The sequence below is a fragment of the Pseudoduganella aquatica genome, assembly GCF_009857595.1.
Taxonomy (GTDB): Bacteria; Pseudomonadota; Gammaproteobacteria; order Burkholderiales; family Burkholderiaceae_D; genus Rugamonas; species Rugamonas aquatica_A.
Genome location: NZ_WWCU01000004.1, coordinates 253702 through 269786, shown reverse-complemented (window position 1 = coordinate 269786; position 16085 = coordinate 253702). Strand labels below are relative to the sequence as shown.

Below are 16085 nucleotides of genomic sequence, written 5' to 3'. Positions count from 1 at the left end.
TTCCTTTCAAGCGCAGCTGGCTGTGTAGTCCAGCAGCATATCCTCAATGAACAGCTTGGGCGACAAAGGATGGTCGGCAATCGCGCGGCGCTCGTTGACGCCCTTGATCGCCGCCATCAGCCTGGCGGTGTGCACCTTGTCCGCCAGTCCGGCCAGCTCCTTGCGGTAACGGGGATAATACCGGATGTTGCCTGATAGTTTGTAGGAAAACATATCGTAAAGCCAGCGCTGCAACCAGGAAACCAGGGAAGCGAGCGGCACTTTCTGCATTTTGTCGGCCGCCCGCAGCGCCGCCTCCACGCTGGGGTGGGCCAGCATCTGCAGCAGCATGTCCATTTCCTCGCGGCTGCCGGACTCGGACTGGGCCAGCGCGGCGAGCGGCGCACCGCCCTGCTCGCGCAGCCAGCTGTCGGCGTCGGCCACGCCTTGCGCCTTCAGCCAGGCCAGCGCCTCCTCGTGGCCCGGCATGGGCAGCGCGAACTTGCGGCAGCGCGACAAAATAGTGGGCAGCAAGCGGTCCAGGCTGTTTGACGAGAGCAGGAACACCGTGCCCGGCGGTGGCTCCTCCAGCGTTTTCAGCAGCGCGTTCGAGGCCGGCATATTCAGCGCCTCGGCCGGATACAGCACCACCACGCGCAAGCCCTGGCGGTGGGTGGAGATGTTCATGAAATCAGCCAGCGAACGGATCTGCTCGATCTTGATCTCTTTGGACGGGGTCTTGGACTTGGCGGCCTTCTTTTCCTCGCCCTCCTCGCCCTCGCCGCTCACTTCGTCCTCGAAGGACTCTGGACGCACGCGGCGGTAGTCGGGATGGTTGTGCTGGGCAAACCAGCCGCAGGAGACGCAGGCGCCGCAGGCATGGCCGCCCGGCCCGGCGTTTTCGCACAGCAGCGACTGGGCGAAATGCTCGATAAAGTCCGCCTTGCCGGTGCCCGCCGCGCCGTGGAACAGGATGGCGTGCGGCATCCGGGCGCGCAGCCCCTGCAGCTGCTGCCAGGCCGTTTCCTGCCAGGGGTAGATGGCCGTGGTCATACCAGCCCGTCCAGTATGCCTGCCAGTTCCTGCTGGATCTCGGCGATGCTGCGGGTGGAGTCGATCACGCGGAAGCGATGCGGCGCTTCGGCCGCGCGGCGCAGGTATTCGTTGCGGGTGGCATGGAAGAAGTCCTCCTGCTCGCGCTCGAACTTATCCAGCTCGCGGGTAGCGTCCAGGCGGGCGCGCGCCACTTCCAGCGGCACGTCGAACAAAAAGGTCAGGTCCGGCTCCAGGTCCGCATGCACCCAGTGCGCCAGTGTTTCCAGCTTGGCGCGGTCCAGGCCGCGTCCGGCGCCCTGGTAGGCGAAGCTGGCGTCGGTGAAGCGGTCCGTCAGCACCCAGTCGCCACGGGCCAGCGCCGGTTCGATCACTTGCGCCAGGTGCTCGCGGCGGCTGGCGAACACCAGCAGGGTTTCGGTTTCCAGGTGCATCTTCTCATGCAGGAACAGCTCGCGGATTTTCTCGCCCAGCGGCGTGCCGCCCGGCTCGCGCGTGCTGACCAGCTGCACGCCGCGCGCGCGGATAAAGTCGGTCACAAAGCCGATATGGGTGGATTTGCCGGCGCCGTCTATGCCTTCGAAACTGATGAACTTGCCGCTGTAGTGTTTCATGTAACTGTTGATTCTTTAACGTTGATACTGGTTCACTGCCCGGTTGTGGTCGGTCAGATTGTCGGAAAACTTGCTGGTGCCGTTGCCGCGCGAGACGAAATACAGCGCCGCCGTCTTGGCCGGGGCCAGCGCCGCCGTCAGCGACTGCACGCCCGGCAAGGCGATCGGCGTGGGCGGCAGGCCGGCACGGGTGTAGGTATTGTACGGGGTGTCGGTCTCCAGATCCTTTTTGCGGATCTTGCCGTCGTAGCGGGCGCCCATGCCGTAGATCACGGTGGGGTCGGTTTGCAGCAGCATGCCCAGGCGCAGGCGGTTGACGAACACCCCTGCGATCATGTTGCGCTCGGACTTCTGGCCGGTTTCCTTTTCCACGATGGAGGCCATGGTCAGCGCTTCATACGGGTTCTTGTAGGGCAGATTCGGATCGCGCTTTTCCCAGGCGTCGCTCAGCTTGGCGATCAGCATGGCGTGCGCCTGGCGGAAAATGGCCAGCTCGCTGGAACCCTTGGCGAACAGATAGGTGTCCGGGAAGAACAGACCCTCGGGTGCCTTGAACTCGGGGGACACCAGCGCCATCAGCTCGGTGTCGGACAGGGCGATGGTGTCGTGCTTCAAGCCCTTGTGGGCGGCCACGGCCTGGCGCATCTGGCGGAAGGTCCAGCCTTCGATGATGGTCAGCTGCTCCTGCGCGAACTCGCCGCGCACCAGCTGGTCGATCAGGCGCAGCGGCGTGGTGCCGGGCTTGAGCTCGTAGGCGCCGGCCTTGAGCTTGGACGACTTTTGCGTAAAGCGCGCCAGCAGGTTGAACAGCAGCGGCTGGATGGGAATGCCGGCCTCGGCGATCTGCTGGCCGGCCGCGTGCGCGCCGCTGCCCGGCACGATGGTGAATTCGATGGCGGGTTCTTCGGTGATAATCGGCTGCCCTGCCCACCAGGCAAAGCCGCCCCCTGCCGCCGCCGCGGCCAGGATGCCCAACATAATCGTCTTTTTTATGAATGCCATTTGCAAGCCACTTTAAGGCGGGGAAACCGCTTTTTTGCGGCGTCCGGCGCGAATTCTTCTACATCACTATAATTAGGCCGTAATGATAATGCTTTAATCGTCAAATTATTGGAATTTATGAGTAACTGGAATCAACTTTTAACGCCGCAGGGCAAGCCGCTGACCCCGACCGAACTGGCCGTGGGCTTTGTTGCCGCCGTCACCGACCAGGGCCTGATCGCATTGACCGGCCCGGATTCGGCCAGTTTCCTGCACAGCCAGTTGACCAACGACGTCGAGCACCTGGGCCTGGACGACGTGCGCCTGGCCGGCTATTGCAGCCCGAAAGGCCGCCTGCAAGCCACCTTCCTGCTCTGGCGCAATGAGGAATCCATCTTCCTGCAATTGCCGCGCGAAATCCAGCCCGCTCTGCAGAAACGCCTGTCCATGTTCGTGATGCGCGCCAAGACCAAGCTGGCCGACGCCACCGAGGCGCCCGCCACGCAGGTGGTGCTGGCCCTGGGCGGCGGCATGGCCGAGGCCGTGCTGCAGACCTGGTTCGAGCCGCTGCCGGAGCAGCCTTACAGCAAGATCGAGCACCCGCTGGGCACGCTGCTGCGCCTGGCGGACGCCTTCGGCGCGCCGCGCTACCTGTGGATCACGTCGGCCGAGATCGCGGAAACCGCCGCGCCCGTGCTGGCGGACAAGCTGAACGTGGGCGGCAACGAGGCCTGGCGCCTGGCCGAAATCCATGCCGCCGTGCCGCAAATCGGCGCCGCCACGCAGGAGCAGTTTGTGCCGCAGATGATCAATTTCGAGCTGCTGGGCGGCGTCAATTTCAAGAAAGGCTGCTATCCGGGCCAGGAAATCGTCGCGCGCAGCCAGTATCTGGGCAAGCTCAAGCGCCGCACGGCGCTGGTGCGCGTGGCCGATGGCGATGCCAAGGCCGGCACGGAAGTCTTTGCCGAGTCCGATCCGTCCCAGCCTTGCGGCATGGTGGTGAACGCCGCGCCGAACGGCCTGGGCGGCGTGGACGCGCTGGTGGAAATGAAACTGGAAGCGCTGGAACAGGGCGCGGTGCGCCTGGGTTCTGCGGACGGCGTGCAGCTGGAGTTCCTGCCCATGCCCTACGTGCTGGACAAGCTCGACGTCTAGCATGGCCGATTTGTACATCTACTACCAGGTGCGGGAGGCCGACACGGCCAGCCTGCACGGCGCGGTCACGGCCATGCAGGCCGGACTGGCCAGCGCCTGCGGCACGCCGCCGCAGCTGAAGCGCCGTCCGCAGGCCAAAGACGGCTTGCAGACCTGGATGGAAGTTTATCCGGCGGTGCCGGACGGGTTCGAGGCCGCGCTGGCGGCCGCCGTCCAGCAATCCGGGCTGCTGCCGCTCACGGCCGGCCCCCGCCACACCGAAGTTTTTACGGATTTCAACTCATGTGTTTGATCGTTTTCGCTTGGCAAGTGGTGCCGGCCGTGCCGCTGATCGCTGCTGCCAACCGCGATGAATATTACGCCCGCGAAGCGGCCCCGGCCGGGCCGTGGCCGGACCAGCCGCGCATCTACGCGGGCCGCGACCTGAAGGCGGGCGGCAGCTGGATGGGCGTCGCTCAAACCGATGCCGAAGCCGCCGGCGCATCGCCGCGCTTCGCCGCCATCACCAATATCCGCGCGCCGCTGGAGCACAAGGCCGACGCGCCCTCGCGCGGCCAGCTGGTGTCCGGCTTCCTGGCCGGCAGCATGTCGCCGGCCGAGTACGTGGAGCATATCCGCGCCGGCGCGGATGCCTACAACGGCTTCAACCTCGTCATCGGCGACCGCGACACCCTGATCTGGTACTCCAACAAGGGCGGCGACGACCCGCGCAACGGCCAGCCGCTCGCGCCGGGCATCTACGGCCTGTCCAACGCCACGCTGGATTCGCCCTGGCCCAAGGTGCTGAAGACCAAAGCCCAGTTCGCAAGCCTGCTGTGCCTGGGCGCGCCGGACGACGCCTACTTCGAAATGCTGGCCGACACCACCCGCGCGCCCGACCTGCGCCTGCCCGAAACCGGCGTGCCGCTGGAAGTCGAGCGCCTGCTGTCGGCCGTCCGCATCGAGTCCCCCGGCTACGGCACCCGCACCTCGACCGTGGTCAAGCTTTATGCCGATGGCCCCGCAGTGCTGCACGAAATGCTGATACAGTAAAGCGACGGCATTCAGCACGGAGGCAGTGATGAACACGAGAGACACAACGAGCTGGACGGTACGCATCCCACAGCCGCTCGCCGAGCGGATTTCTGCTTTGGCAAGCAGTTCCCAAATACCGGTGGACTCTATCGTGGAGCAAGCCCTGGTGCTGTGGGCGGAACGCGAGGACCGGATTTATCAAATGACCCTGGAAGGTCTTGCGGATGTTGATGCAGGCAGGGTCGTGGACCATTCAGTGATAAAAGCATGGGTTGAGGGCCTGAATACGGAAAATCCCCTACCTTTGCCTTAAGCATGAAAATCCTATGGACCAGCAAGGCGCAGTCTGACCTGGGCAGGCTGTATGCGTTTCTGGCCCCTCTCAACCCCTCGGCGGCGGCTCGCGCGATGGCGCAACTCTACGCCGCGCCAGAAAAACTATTCGCGAATCCACGCATAGGCGAACAGCTTACTGGATTCGGGAATCGAGAAGTGCGGCGCATTCTGGTTGGCAAATACGAACTGCGTTACGAGATCCGGGATTCAGCTATTGCCATCATCCGCGTTCGCCATACCCGCGAGCAACTGTAATCGATTCCCCCCTGCTGTAACGACCGCATGGACTAGACTGCGCAGCCAGCGGTGTGCCGGGTCGGCATCCATGCGGGGATGCCAGAGCATGGAGACCGTGATTTGCGGCGCCTCCAGCGGCAGCGGGAAGCTGTGCAGGCCGTCGCGCAGCTTCCCGGTCTGGCGCTCAGGGACGCTGGCGACCAGGTCCGAGCCGCGCACCAGCGCCAGCGCCGCCGAGAAACTGCCGACGATGGTGGCCACCTTCCGCTCCAGCCCGGCCCGGCTCAGCGCCTCGTCTATCTGCCCTCTTTCCTGTCCCTGCCGCGACACGGCAACGTGCCGTCCTTCGGCGTAGCGTGCCGCCGTTACCGTGCCTGTACTGAGCGGGTGCCCGGCGCGCACGACGCCCACGAAACGGTCCCGGAACAGCGCGCGGGTGCGCACTTCGGGGCCGGTCGCCTTGCCCACCACGCCGGTTTCCAGATCCACCGTACCGTCGCGCAAGGCCGTGCTTTCCTTGTCCAGCTTGTCCACGAAACACAAGCGCACGCCGGGCGCTTCGGCGGCGGCGCGGCAGATCAGCTCGGCGCCGAAATTGTCGATGAAGCCTTCCCTCGCCCGTATCGTGAATGTGCGCACCAGCGCGGCAAGGTCCAGCCGCTCCGCTGGCCGGAGGACGGATTCAGCGTCCTGAACCAGCTGGCTGACGCGCTCGCGCAGCTCCAGCGCGCGCGGCGTGGGCACGAGGCCGCGTCCGGCGCGGACCAGCAGCGGGTCTCCGGTAGTCTCCCGCAGCCGCGCCAGCGCCCGGCTCATGGCCGACGGACTGAGCCGCAAACGCCTGGCGGCGCGCGCTACGCTGCCCTCGGCGAGCAGCACGTCCAGCGTAATGAGCAGGTTGAGATCCGGAGTAGACATGCGGCAACGATAGCACGGAACCACGGCGTATATGGCGTGCGGTGCACTAATAAGCTGCAACCGCTGCGCCTTCCGCCATCTATGGCGCGCGGGTACGATCAATGCTGACCAATCCGCAGGAGAACCAGCATGAAAACCCGGCCCATCCAGCTTCCGGAAGCGATTCCAGGCGCGCTCCCCATCCCCCTCACGGCCGCAGCCCGGCAGGCGCTGGCCGCGCTTTCGCTGACGACGCTGCTGTCCTCGCTGGGCACCAGTATTGCCAACGTCGCATTACCGACGCTGGCGGCCAGCTTCCATGCGTCTTTCCAGCAGGTTCAGTGGGTGGTGCTGGCCTATCTACTGGCTATCACCACCCTGATCGTGAGCGTGGGACGGCTGGGCGACCTGCTGGGCAGGCGCAGGCTGCTCATAGCCGGGGTGGCGCTGTTCACGGTGGCCTCGGCCTTGTGCGGCCTGGCTGGGGAACTGTGGCAGCTGATCGCGGCGCGCGCGCTGCAAGGCTTGGGCGCCGCCGCCATGATGTCCCTGGCGATGGCGTTTGCAGCCAGCGCCGTGCCCAAGGAAAGGACCGGCACCGCCATGGGTCTGCTGGGCACCATGTCCGCCGTCGGCACGGCCCTCGGACCAACGGCGGGTGGCGGGTTGATCGCACTTGCCGGGTGGCCGGCGATTTTCTGGATCAGCGTTCCGCTGGGCGCGCTCGCCGCCCTGCTCGCCTATCGCTTCCTGCCCGCCGACGCCCCTGCTGCGGACGCTCCCCGGCCCAAATTCGACCAGCTGGGCACCTTGCTGCTTGCGCTGACGCTGGCCGCATTCTCGCTTGCCATGACGCTGGGACGCGGGCACTTCGGCTGGACGAACGCGCTATTGCTGCTGGGCGCGGCGGCCTGCGGCGGACTGTTCGCGCTGGCGCAGAAGAAGTCCGCCTCGCCGCTGATCCGCATGGAGATGCTGCGCCATCCCGTACTGGGAGCGGGTTTTGCTGCGAGCGCCCTCGTGACCACGGTGGTCATGGCTACGCTGGTGGTGGGGCCGTTCTATCTTGGGGGCATGCTGGGGCTGGAGGCGGCGCAAATTGGCCTGGTGATGTCGACCGGCCCGCTGGTGGCCGCGCTGAGCGGCGTCCCGGCCGGGCGCCTGGTGGATAGCATGGGCGCGCGCCGCGCAGGCCTGGCCGGATTGGCTGGTATGGCTGCGGGCGCAGCCGCCCTGCCCTGGATGGCCGCCAGTTACGGCGTGCCGGGCTACATCGCTCCGCTGGCGCTGATCACCGCAGGCTATGCCCTGTTCCAGGCGGCGAACAACACCGCCGTCATGGCGGACGTCGAAGCAAGCCAGCGCGGCGTGGTGTCCGGCTTGCTCAATCTGTCACGCAACCTGGGATTGATTACCGGCGCGTCGGCCATGGGCGCCCTGTATGCGCTGGGCGGCATGCAGGCCGCGTTCGGCGTCGCCGCCGTACTGTCCCTGGCCGCCGCAGGCATCATTCAAAGGAATGCGCCATCTCCACGTGCGGAATGCCCGCTTCCATGAATTCCTCGCCGACGATGGCGAAGCCGTGCTTTTCGTAGAACGCGGCGGCGTGCGTCTGCGCGCCGAGCACTACACGCTTGTGGCCGCGCAGCTTGGCCTGCTCCATCAGCCCCTCCAGCAGCGCGCCGCCGATGCCGGTGCCGCGCCCCGCCTTGCGCACCGCCATGCGGCCGATATGGCCGTCCGGCAGCAGGCGGCCGGTGCCGATCGGCAAGCCGGCCGCGTCATAAGCCACGGCATGCAGGCAGGCCGCGTCGTTGTTGTCCATCTCCAGTTCGGCGGGAACGTTCTGCTCCACCACGAAGACCTCCATGCGGATGATCTTCGCGTCCCGCTGCAGTTCGGTCCAGTCGCCGAAGCGGATATCGTGCCGAGTGCTCATGCCTGCTGTGCTCCATGAATGCGAAAGCACAATTGTCGCATGCAGGCCTCAGCCCGCGCTACCGCCTTTCACCATGTCCTTCAGCATCTGGCGGATGTGCGGGGTGGCGTCGTTGGGGTCGGTCGGGTTGCGGCCGGTGGTCATGTCTTCCATGCGCGTTTTCAAGCCGCCCAGCGCCTGCGGATGCGTGTAAATGTAGAACTGGCCGTCCGCGATCGCCTGGAAGGTGATGTTGGCCACATCCTCGGCGGTGACCTTGCCCGATGTGACGGCTTTGTCCGTCATCGCCTGCGAAGCCAGCTGGCTGCGCGTGGGCTTGGCGTCCATTTTCACGTCGTCCGGACGGTTGCGGTGCGACTGGTTGATGCCGGTCGGGACGAAGAACGGGCACAGCACCGACGCGCCGATGGGCGCATCCACCAAGTTCAGGTCGTGATACAGCGTCTCGGACAGCGACACCACCGCATGCTTGGACACATTGTAGACGCCCATCGCCGTCGGATTGACCACGCCCGCCATCGAGGACGTGTTCACGATATGCCCCTCGTAGCCCTCTTCCTTCTTCGCGCATTCCAGCATCAGCTTGGTGAAGATGCGCACGCCGTGGATCACGCCCCAGACGTTGACGCCCAGTACCCACTCCCAGTCCGCCACCGTGTTTTCCCAGATCAGCCCGCCCGAACCCACGCCGGCGTTGTTGAACACCAGGTGCACCGAGCCGAATTCCTTCATGGTGGCGTCGGCCAGCGCCTGCACCTGCTCGCCCTTGCGGACGTCGCAGATCAGGCCGATCACCTGCGCGCCCTGCTCCTTCAGCTCGGCCACGGTCTTGTCCAGCGCGTCCTGCTGCACGTCGGCCAGCACCAGCTTCATGCCCAGCTTGTGCGCCTTGATGGCGAACTCACGGCCCAGGCCGGCTGCGCCGCCGGTGATGACGGCTACTTTGTCTTGGAAATTTTTCATGAATGTCCGCCTTAGATGAGCTTGACCAATTGTTTACCGAAGTTCTTGCCTTTGAGCAGGCCCATGAATGCTTCCGGTGCGGCGGCCAGGCCGTCCGCTATCGATTCACGGTATTTCAGCTTGCCGGTGGCCACCAGCCCGCCCAGCTCGGTCAAGCCTTGCGGCCACAGCTCCATATGCTCGGAGACGATAAAGCCGCGCACCGTCAGCCGGTTGGTCAGCAGCACGCGCGCGTTTCGGATGGGGACGTCTTCGCCGTTGTAGCCTGCGATCATGCCGCACAGCGCCACGCGGGCGAAGGCGTTGGTGCGCGCCAGCGCCGCGTCGAACACGGCGCCGCCCACGTTTTCAAAGATGGCGTCCACGCCGTCCGGGGTGGCGGCGGCCAGGTCGCCCTCCAGATTGCCGGCCTTGTAGTCTATGCAGGCGTCGAAGCCCAGTTCATTGACCACGTAGTCGCATTTGTCCTTGCCGCCCGCAATGCCCACTGCGCGGCAGCCGCGCAGCTTGGCCAGTTGCCCAACCACGCTGCCCACCGCGCCGCTGGCTGCGGATACCACCACGGTCTCGCCGGCCTTGGCCTGCATGATCTGGTTGAAGCCGAACCACGCCGTCATGCCTGGCATGCCGACCGGGCCGAGATAGGCCGACAGCGGGATATGCGTGGTGTCCAGCTTGCGCAGCAGCGCGCCGTCGGACACGCCGATCTCCGACCAGCCAAACATGCCCGCCACGAAATCGCCGGCAGCGAACTTGGGGTGTTTGGATTCGACCACCTGGCCGACGGTGCCGCCTATCATGGTCGCGTCCAGCGGCTGCGGCTCGGCGTAGCTCTTGGCGTCGCTCATGCGACCGCGCATATACGGGTCCAGCGACAAATAATGGTTGCGGATCAGGATCTGGCCGTCCGCAATGGCGGGAACATCGGCCGTCTCCAGGCGGAAGTCGGAGGCTTGGACCTCGCCGCTGGGGCGGGAGGCCAGGACCATGCGCTGATAAGTGTTCATGCCGTTCTCCTTACAGTGCGGACACGCCGCCGTCCACCGGCAGGGTCTGGCCGGTGATGTGTTTGCCCGCGTCGGACGCCAGCAGCACCACGGGGCCTTTCAGGTCTTCGTCATCGCCCAGGCGACGCAGCGGCGCTTCGGCGGCCATCTGCTCCTCGCCCAGCGCGGCCAGCAGGCCAGCGGTCATCTTGGACGGGAAGAAGCCCGGCGCAATCGCGTTGACGGTAATGCCGTGCACGCCCCATTCCGCCGCCAGCGTGCGGGTGAAGTTGATCACCGCCGCCTTGGAGGTGTTGTAGGCGATGGTCTGCATGCCGGGCGGGTTGCCAGCCAGGCCGGCGATGGAGGCGATGTTGATGATGCGGCCGTATTTGCGCGGTATCATCGAACGCTTGCCCACAGCCTGCGACACCAGGAAGATGCTGCGGATGTTCAGGTTCATCACCTTGTCCCACGCCTCCAGCGGGTAGTCCTCGGCCGGCGCGCCCCAGGTGGCGCCGGCGTTGTTGACCAGGATGTCGATATGGCCGCCCAGTTTTTCCAGCGCCGCGTCCACCAGCGGGCCAACGGCCGCTTCCTTGGCCAGGTCCGCCGCGATGGCGTAGGCCGTCACGCCGTGCTTGGCCAGTATGGCCACGGCTTCATCCAGGTCCGACTGCTTGCGCGAGGACAGCACCACTTTGGCGCCCTGCTCGCCCAGCGCCAGCGCCATTTGCAGGCCCAGGCCGCGCGAGCCGCCCGTCACCAGTGCGGTTTTGCCTTGCAGGCTGAATAATTCTTGGGTAGTGCGCATATCTTGGTCTCCGGTCAGATTTAGTCGTTTTAGTTAGAACCACGCATCCTGCATGTCCAGCGTGGTTGTGTCTATGCTTTCCAGCAGCTCGAGCTGCTGCTGCACCTTGGGCAGCTCCCAGCGGAAGAAGTAGCGGCAGGCTTGCAGCTTGCCCTGGTAGAAGTTGGCATCATCGCCCGCCGCCCCTGCAGCCAGCGCGCCAGCGGCCACCACGGCCTGCTCCAGCCACATCCACGCCACCACGATATGGCCCATCGCTTCCAGATAGGTGCTGGCGTTGGCCAGCGTCTTGTTCATATCGCCCGCCGCGTACAGCGCCTGCGTAACGTGGGTGATGCGGCGCAGCGCAGCGGCCAGCGCGTCCGCCTGCACGCGCAGCTCGGCGGACAGCGCGTGCTGCGGATTGGCCGACGCGGCGCGGTCCACGGTCTTGCGCACCTGGCCGGCGAGGGCCTTGAACAGCGCACCGTCCTGCATAGCCACCTTGCGGCCCAGCAGATCCAGGCCGTGGATGCCGTGCGTGCCTTCGTGGATGGCGTTCAGGCGGTTGTCGCGGTAGAACTGCTCCACATTGTATTCGCGGGTGTAGCCGTAGCCGCCGTGCACCTGTATCGCCAGGCTGTTGGCCTCCACGCACCATTGCGAAGGCCAGGATTTGGTAATGGGCGTGAGGAAGTCCAGCAGCCGCCCCGCATGTTCGCGCGCTTCCGGCGTGGCGGCGGTCTGCTGCTCGTCCACCAGGCGGGAGCTGTACAGCACCAGCGCCAGTGCGCCTTCGCTGTAGGCCTTCTGCGCCAGCAGCATGCGGCGCACGTCGGTGTGCGCCATGATGGGCAGCTGCGGCTGCGCCGGATCCTTGGCGGCCGGGTGGCGGCCTTGCGGACGGTTGCGCGCGTAGTCCAGCGAGTGCAGGTAGCCGGTATAGCCCAGCACCGCAGCACCCGCGCCCACGCCGATACGCGCCTCGTTCATCATGTGGAACATATTGGCCAGGCCCTGGTGCGGATTACCGACCAGGTAGCCGATGGCGCCGCCCTTTCCCTGCGGCTTGAACTTGCCCTCGCCGAAGTTGAGCAGGCAGTTGCTGGTGCCGCGGTTGCCCATCTTGTGGTTCAGGCCCGCCAGCACCACGTCGTTGCGCTCGCCCAGCGTGCCGTCTTCGTTGACCAGGAACTTGGGCACGATGAACAGCGAGATGCCTTTGACGCCCGGGATCAGCTTGCCGTCCGCGCCGGGGATCTTGGCCAGCACCAGGTGGACGATATTGCCCGCCAAATCGTGCTCGCCGGCCGAGATCCACATCTTGTTGCCGCTCAGCCGGTACTGGCGCTCGCCATCCAGGCCTTGCACCGGGTCCGCGTCCGCGCGGGTGGTGATGTCGGACAGGCTGGAACCGGCCTGCGGCTCGGACAAGCACATGGTGCCGAAGAAGCGCCCCTCGAACATCGGCCGCACGTAGCGGCGCACCTGCTCCGGCGTACCGGTCTTCAGCAGCGTGTTGGCATTGCCTATGGTGAGGAAGAGATAGGACGTGGTCGAGACATTGGCCGCCGTGAAGTAAGCGGCCAGCACCTTCTCCACCGTGACCGGCAGCTGCATGCCGCCAAGCTCATAGTCCTGGCCCGCCGCCAGCAGGCCGGCGCCCACATAGGCGTCCAGCGCGGCCTTCACCTCGGGGATGATCTTCACTTCCAGGCAATGCTCGCCCGGCACCGCGTGCGGCTCCTGCAGGTCGCTCTTTTTGTTATGGGGCGCAAACAGGTCGGTGGCGATCTGCTCGGCCGTATCGATGGCCGCGTTGAAGGTCTCGCGGCTGTGGTCCTGGAAGCGCGGGCGCTGGTTCAGCGCCTCCACGTCCAGCCATTCATACAATAGGAAATCGATGTCGCGCCGCGACAGGAGTTTGGATTGCATAGGTAGTCTCAGGAATCTAATTATGAAACGGGCGCTTCTCCGAGCGCCCGTGCTTGCTGCTTTATACGACTTCGAACAGGCCCGCAGCGCCTTGGCCGCCGCCGATGCACATGGTCACCACCACGTATTTCACGCCACGGCGCTTGCCTTCGATCAGCGCGTGGCCGGTCAGGCGGGCGCCTGACACGCCGTAAGGATGGCCCACGGCGATGGCGCCGCCGTTCACGTTCAGGCGCTCCATCGGGATGCCCAGCTTGTCGGCGCAGTACAGCACCTGCACGGCAAAGGCTTCGTTCAGCTCCCACAGGCCGATGTCTTCCACCTTCAGGCCGGCCTGCTTAAGCAGCTTGGGTATGGCGAACACGGGGCCGATGCCCATTTCATCCGGCTCGCAGCCGGCCACGGCGAAGCCGCGGAAGATGCCCAGTGGCTGCAGGCCCTTGGCTTCCGCCACTTTCGCATTCATCACGATGGCGACCGAGGCGCCGTCCGAGAACTGGCTGGCGTTGCCGGCGGTGATCACGCCGCCCGGCATGGCGGTGCGGATCTTGGACACGGCTTCCAGCGTCGTGTCGGCGCGGATGCCTTCGTCCGCCGAGATGGTCACTTCACGGCTCAGCAGCATGCCGCTGGCCTTGTCGGCCACGCCCATGACCGTGGTCATCGGCACGATTTCGGCATTGAACAGGCCTGCCGCCTGGGCTGCGGCGGCGCGCTGCTGGCTTTGCACGCCGTATTCGTCCTGGCGCTCCTTGCTGATGCCGTAGCGCTTGGCCACGGTTTCAGCGGTTTGCAGCATGCTCCAGTAGATTTCCGGCTTGTTCTGCGACAGCCAGACTTCCTTGTACATATGCAGATTCATTTCCTGCTGCACGCAGGAGATCGATTCCACGCCGCCGGCGGCAAAGATGTCGCCCTGGCCGGCAATGATGGACTGCGCTGCGGTGGCGATGGTCTGCAGGCCGGACGAGCAGAAGCGGTTGATGGTCATGCCGGCGGTGGTCACAGGGCAACCGGCGCGCAGCGCAATCTGGCGCGCGATATTGCCACCGGTGGCGCCTTCCGGATTGGCACAGCCGATCAGCACGTCCTCCACTTCGCCCGCCTCGATATTGGCGCGCGCAATGGCCGCCTGCAGGGCGTGGCCGCCCAGCGTGGCGCCGTGCGTCATGTTGAAAGCGCCCTTCCACGATTTGGCCAGGCCAGTACGGGCGGTCGAAACGATCACGGCATCAGTCATCTTTGTCTCCTGGTGAGATGTTTATAGTCGATTTACCCAGAATATCATATTTTAGTACGGTCGTTCGCAAATTTTCCAGCGTGCTTTTCCAGCCCTGCTCACTTGTAAGCTTGCCGTAAGTTTCAAGCAAGCATGACGTAAGGTTAAGCGTCCATAGTGCATCCAAGCTAATGAAGTAACAACGAATTGGCTTTCGGGTTCAATAATTATATGGAGACAAATCATGGCAACAGCATCCGGCACCGCCAACGGCTTGCGCAACACGGGCGGCAAAGTATCGCCCATGACGGCGGAAGAAAAGAAAGTCATCTTCGCGTCCTCGCTGGGCACCGTATTCGAGTGGTACGACTTTTATCTGTACGGCTCGCTCGCATCCATCATCGCCAAGCAGTTCTTTATCGGCGATCCTACCACCACCTTCATTTTCGCCCTGCTGGCCTTCGCCGCCGGCTTCATCGTGCGCCCCTTCGGCGCGCTGGTGTTCGGCCGCCTGGGTGACATGATCGGCCGCAAATACACCTTCCTGGTCACCATCCTGATCATGGGTGCGTCCACCTTCATTGTCGGCCTGCTGCCGGGCTATGCCGCCATCGGCATCGCCGCCCCCATCATCCTGGTCACGCTGCGCATCCTGCAGGGCCTGGCGCTGGGCGGCGAGTACGGCGGCGCAGCCACCTACGTCGCGGAACATGCGCCGGAAGGCAAGCGCGGCTCCTTCACCGCATGGATCCAGACCACGGCCACCCTGGGTCTGTTCCTGTCCCTGCTGGTGATCCTGGGCACCCGCACCGCCACCGGCGAAGAAGCCTTCAACGCCTGGGGCTGGCGCATTCCCTTCCTGGTCTCCGTGCTGCTGCTCGGCGTCTCGGTGTGGATCCGCCTGTCCATGAATGAATCGCCAGCCTTCGCCAAGATGAAAGCGGAAGGCAAAACCTCCAAGGCCCCGCTGAGCGAAGCTTTCGGCCAATGGCGCAACCTGAAAGTGGTGATCCTGGCGCTGGTCGGCCTGACCATGGGCCAGGCAGTGGTCTGGTACACCGGCCAGTTCTACGCCCTGTTCTTCATGACCCAGGTGCTGAAGATCGACGGCCCCAACGCCAACATCATGACCGCGCTGTCGCTGGCGCTGGCAACTCCGTTCTTCATCTTCTTCGGCATGCTGTCGGATAAGATCGGCCGCAAATGGATCATCCTGGGCGGCTGCGTGATTGCTGCTGCAACCTACTTCCCGCTGTTCGGCGCGCTGACCCACTACGGCAACCCTGCACTGGAAGCCGCACTGAAAAACTCGCCAGTGGTGGTGGTGGCTGATCCAGCTTCCTGCCACTTCCAGTTCAACCCTACCGGCACCAAGAAATTCCCATCCTCGTGCGACATCGCCACCGGCATGCTGTCCAGCGCTTCGGTTGCTTACACCACTGTGGAAGCTGCGCCAGGCACGGTTGCCAAAATCAAGGTGGGCGACAAGGAAATCAGCGCCTTCAACGCCACCATGACGCCTGACGGCCTGAACTTCGACAAGGCCAGCAAGGACACCGAAGCGGCTCTGAAGAAGGAAGTCGCCGGCGCGATCAAGGCCGCAGGCTACCCAGCCAAGGCTGACGAAGCCCAGATGAACAAACCGATGATGGTACTGATCCTGTTCATCCTGGTGCTGTATGTGACCATGGTGTACGGCCCGATCGCCGCCATGCTGGTGGAGATGTTCCCAACCCGCATCCGCTACACCTCGATGTCGCTGCCATACCATATCGGCAACGGCTGGTTCGGCGGCCTACTGCCTACCATCTCGTTCGCGCTGGTGGCCTTCAAGGGCGACATCTACTACGGCCTGTGGTATCCGATTGTGATCGCGCTGATCACCGCAGTCATCGGCGCCCTGTTCGTGAAAGAGACCATCCACAACGACATCTACGCCGCCGACTGATTCCCCGGTACGGCGGGGCAAGCGCCCCGCCAGCGT

The 16085-nt window shown here is 64.8% G+C and carries 17 protein-coding genes; 7 read left to right on the top strand and 10 right to left on the bottom strand.

The window, feature by feature from the left end; translation table 11 throughout:
- Positions 1-6: 6 nt before the first annotated feature.
- Genes GTP77_RS06235 through mltG form a run of 3 tightly spaced genes read right to left on the bottom strand, consistent with a single transcriptional unit; the run spans position 7 to position 2648 of the window.
- On the bottom strand, positions 7-1032 hold the full coding sequence (locus GTP77_RS06235; protein ID WP_161071308.1) for a DNA polymerase III subunit delta': 1026 nt from the start codon (positions 1030-1032) through the stop codon (positions 7-9).
- Positions 1029-1646 carry a dTMP kinase gene (gene tmk, locus GTP77_RS06230; RefSeq protein WP_161071307.1) on the bottom strand — a complete coding sequence of 206 codons (618 nt, stop codon included), beginning with the start codon at positions 1644-1646 and terminating at the stop codon, positions 1029-1031. Before tmk ends, GTP77_RS06235 begins: the two co-directional genes overlap by 4 nt.
- Positions 1647-1661: 15 nt before the next feature.
- On the bottom strand, positions 1662-2648 hold the full coding sequence (mltG, locus tag GTP77_RS06225) for an endolytic transglycosylase MltG (protein WP_187358623.1): 987 nt from the start codon (positions 2646-2648) through the stop codon (positions 1662-1664).
- Positions 2649-2765: 117 nt separating this feature from the next.
- On the opposite strand from mltG, the gene ygfZ reads away from it, so the two are divergent.
- The 5 genes from ygfZ to GTP77_RS06200 are packed head-to-tail and all read left to right on the top strand — an operon-like array spanning position 2766 to position 5387.
- On the top strand, positions 2766-3782 hold the full coding sequence (gene ygfZ / locus GTP77_RS06220; protein ID WP_161071306.1) for a CAF17-like 4Fe-4S cluster assembly/insertion protein YgfZ: 1017 nt from the start codon (positions 2766-2768) through the stop codon (positions 3780-3782).
- A 1-nt stretch (position 3783) separates the two neighbouring features.
- Positions 3784-4074, top strand: coding sequence for a DUF4936 family protein (locus GTP77_RS06215; protein ID WP_161071305.1), 291 nt, complete (start codon positions 3784-3786; stop codon positions 4072-4074).
- Entirely contained in the window at positions 4065-4814 is a 750-nt protein-coding gene (locus GTP77_RS06210) for an NRDE family protein (RefSeq protein ID WP_161071304.1), read from the top strand. The genes GTP77_RS06215 and GTP77_RS06210 overlap by 10 nt, the downstream gene beginning before the upstream one ends.
- A gap of 28 nt (positions 4815-4842) precedes the next feature.
- Positions 4843-5109, top strand: a complete 267-nt coding sequence (locus tag GTP77_RS06205; RefSeq protein ID WP_161071303.1) for a CopG family ribbon-helix-helix protein — start codon at positions 4843-4845, stop codon at positions 5107-5109.
- 2 nt (positions 5110-5111) lie between these two features.
- Positions 5112-5387 (top strand): type II toxin-antitoxin system RelE/ParE family toxin, encoded by a 276-nt coding sequence (locus GTP77_RS06200; protein WP_161071302.1) that lies wholly within the window; start codon positions 5112-5114, stop codon positions 5385-5387.
- On the opposite strand, the gene GTP77_RS06195 is transcribed toward GTP77_RS06200, so the two are convergent.
- A complete protein-coding gene (locus GTP77_RS06195) occupies positions 5340-6287 on the bottom strand; it encodes a LysR family transcriptional regulator (protein ID WP_161071301.1) in 948 nt (315 codons plus the stop codon). The two genes, GTP77_RS06200 and GTP77_RS06195, sit on opposite strands and share 48 nt — an antisense overlap.
- Before the next feature lie 129 nt (positions 6288-6416).
- On the opposite strand from GTP77_RS06195, the gene GTP77_RS06190 reads away from it, so the two are divergent.
- Entirely contained in the window at positions 6417-7823 is a 1407-nt protein-coding gene (locus tag GTP77_RS06190; RefSeq protein WP_161071300.1) for an MFS transporter, read from the top strand.
- Here the strand turns inward: GTP77_RS06190 and GTP77_RS06185 are convergent.
- The 6 genes from GTP77_RS06185 to GTP77_RS06160 form a co-directional block, all read right to left on the bottom strand.
- A complete protein-coding gene (locus tag GTP77_RS06185; protein WP_161071299.1) occupies positions 7774-8205 on the bottom strand; it encodes a GNAT family N-acetyltransferase in 432 nt (143 codons plus the stop codon). The genes GTP77_RS06190 and GTP77_RS06185 overlap by 50 nt on opposite strands.
- A 48-nt stretch (positions 8206-8253) precedes the next feature.
- Entirely contained in the window at positions 8254-9168 is a 915-nt protein-coding gene (locus GTP77_RS06180; protein ID WP_161071298.1) for an SDR family oxidoreductase, read from the bottom strand.
- A gap of 11 nt (positions 9169-9179) precedes the next feature.
- Complete coding sequence (locus tag GTP77_RS06175; RefSeq protein ID WP_161071297.1) at positions 9180-10175, bottom strand: NADP-dependent oxidoreductase; 996 nt, start codon at positions 10173-10175, stop codon at positions 9180-9182.
- A gap of 10 nt (positions 10176-10185) precedes the next feature.
- Complete coding sequence (locus GTP77_RS06170; RefSeq protein ID WP_161071296.1) at positions 10186-10968, bottom strand: SDR family oxidoreductase; 783 nt, start codon at positions 10966-10968, stop codon at positions 10186-10188.
- A 33-nt stretch (positions 10969-11001) separates the two neighbouring features.
- Positions 11002-12882 (bottom strand): acyl-CoA dehydrogenase, encoded by a 1881-nt coding sequence (locus GTP77_RS06165; RefSeq protein ID WP_161071295.1) that lies wholly within the window; start codon positions 12880-12882, stop codon positions 11002-11004.
- A gap of 61 nt (positions 12883-12943) precedes the next feature.
- Positions 12944-14122, bottom strand: coding sequence for an acetyl-CoA C-acyltransferase (locus GTP77_RS06160; protein ID WP_161071294.1), 1179 nt, complete (start codon positions 14120-14122; stop codon positions 12944-12946).
- A gap of 223 nt (positions 14123-14345) precedes the next feature.
- On the opposite strand from GTP77_RS06160, the gene GTP77_RS06155 reads away from it, so the two are divergent.
- Positions 14346-16049, top strand: a complete 1704-nt coding sequence (locus tag GTP77_RS06155) for an MFS transporter (RefSeq protein ID WP_161071293.1) — start codon at positions 14346-14348, stop codon at positions 16047-16049.
- Positions 16050-16085: the final 36 nt, after the last annotated feature.

What these genes read in the sequence shown, in the direction of transcription:
- GTP77_RS06205 (WP_161071303.1), top strand. Translation starts at nt 4,843, where the DNA reads ATGAACACGAGAGACACAACGAGCTGGACGGTACGCATCCCACAGCCG.
- GTP77_RS06185 (WP_161071299.1), bottom strand. Translation starts at nt 8,205, where the DNA reads ATGAGCACTCGGCACGATATCCGCTTCGGCGACTGGACCGAACTGCAG.
- GTP77_RS06170 (WP_161071296.1), bottom strand. Translation starts at nt 10,968, where the DNA reads ATGCGCACTACCCAAGAATTATTCAGCCTGCAAGGCAAAACCGCACTG.
- GTP77_RS06160 (WP_161071294.1), bottom strand. Translation starts at nt 14,122, where the DNA reads ATGACTGATGCCGTGATCGTTTCGACCGCCCGTACTGGCCTGGCCAAA.
- GTP77_RS06180 (WP_161071298.1), bottom strand. Translation starts at nt 9,168, where the DNA reads ATGAAAAATTTCCAAGACAAAGTAGCCGTCATCACCGGCGGCGCAGCC.
- GTP77_RS06235 (WP_161071308.1), bottom strand. Translation starts at nt 1,032, where the DNA reads ATGACCACGGCCATCTACCCCTGGCAGGAAACGGCCTGGCAGCAGCTG.
- mltG (WP_187358623.1), bottom strand. Translation starts at nt 2,648, where the DNA reads ATGGCATTCATAAAAAAGACGATTATGTTGGGCATCCTGGCCGCGGCG.
- GTP77_RS06195 (WP_161071301.1), bottom strand. Translation starts at nt 6,287, where the DNA reads ATGTCTACTCCGGATCTCAACCTGCTCATTACGCTGGACGTGCTGCTC.
- GTP77_RS06210 (WP_161071304.1), top strand. Translation starts at nt 4,065, where the DNA reads ATGTGTTTGATCGTTTTCGCTTGGCAAGTGGTGCCGGCCGTGCCGCTG.
- ygfZ (WP_161071306.1), top strand. Translation starts at nt 2,766, where the DNA reads ATGAGTAACTGGAATCAACTTTTAACGCCGCAGGGCAAGCCGCTGACC.
- GTP77_RS06175 (WP_161071297.1), bottom strand. Translation starts at nt 10,175, where the DNA reads ATGAACACTTATCAGCGCATGGTCCTGGCCTCCCGCCCCAGCGGCGAG.
- tmk (WP_161071307.1), bottom strand. Translation starts at nt 1,646, where the DNA reads ATGAAACACTACAGCGGCAAGTTCATCAGTTTCGAAGGCATAGACGGC.
- GTP77_RS06215 (WP_161071305.1), top strand. Translation starts at nt 3,784, where the DNA reads ATGGCCGATTTGTACATCTACTACCAGGTGCGGGAGGCCGACACGGCC.
- GTP77_RS06165 (WP_161071295.1), bottom strand. Translation starts at nt 12,882, where the DNA reads ATGCAATCCAAACTCCTGTCGCGGCGCGACATCGATTTCCTATTGTAT.
- GTP77_RS06155 (WP_161071293.1), top strand. Translation starts at nt 14,346, where the DNA reads ATGGCAACAGCATCCGGCACCGCCAACGGCTTGCGCAACACGGGCGGC.
- GTP77_RS06200 (WP_161071302.1), top strand. Translation starts at nt 5,112, where the DNA reads ATGAAAATCCTATGGACCAGCAAGGCGCAGTCTGACCTGGGCAGGCTG.
- GTP77_RS06190 (WP_161071300.1), top strand. Translation starts at nt 6,417, where the DNA reads ATGAAAACCCGGCCCATCCAGCTTCCGGAAGCGATTCCAGGCGCGCTC.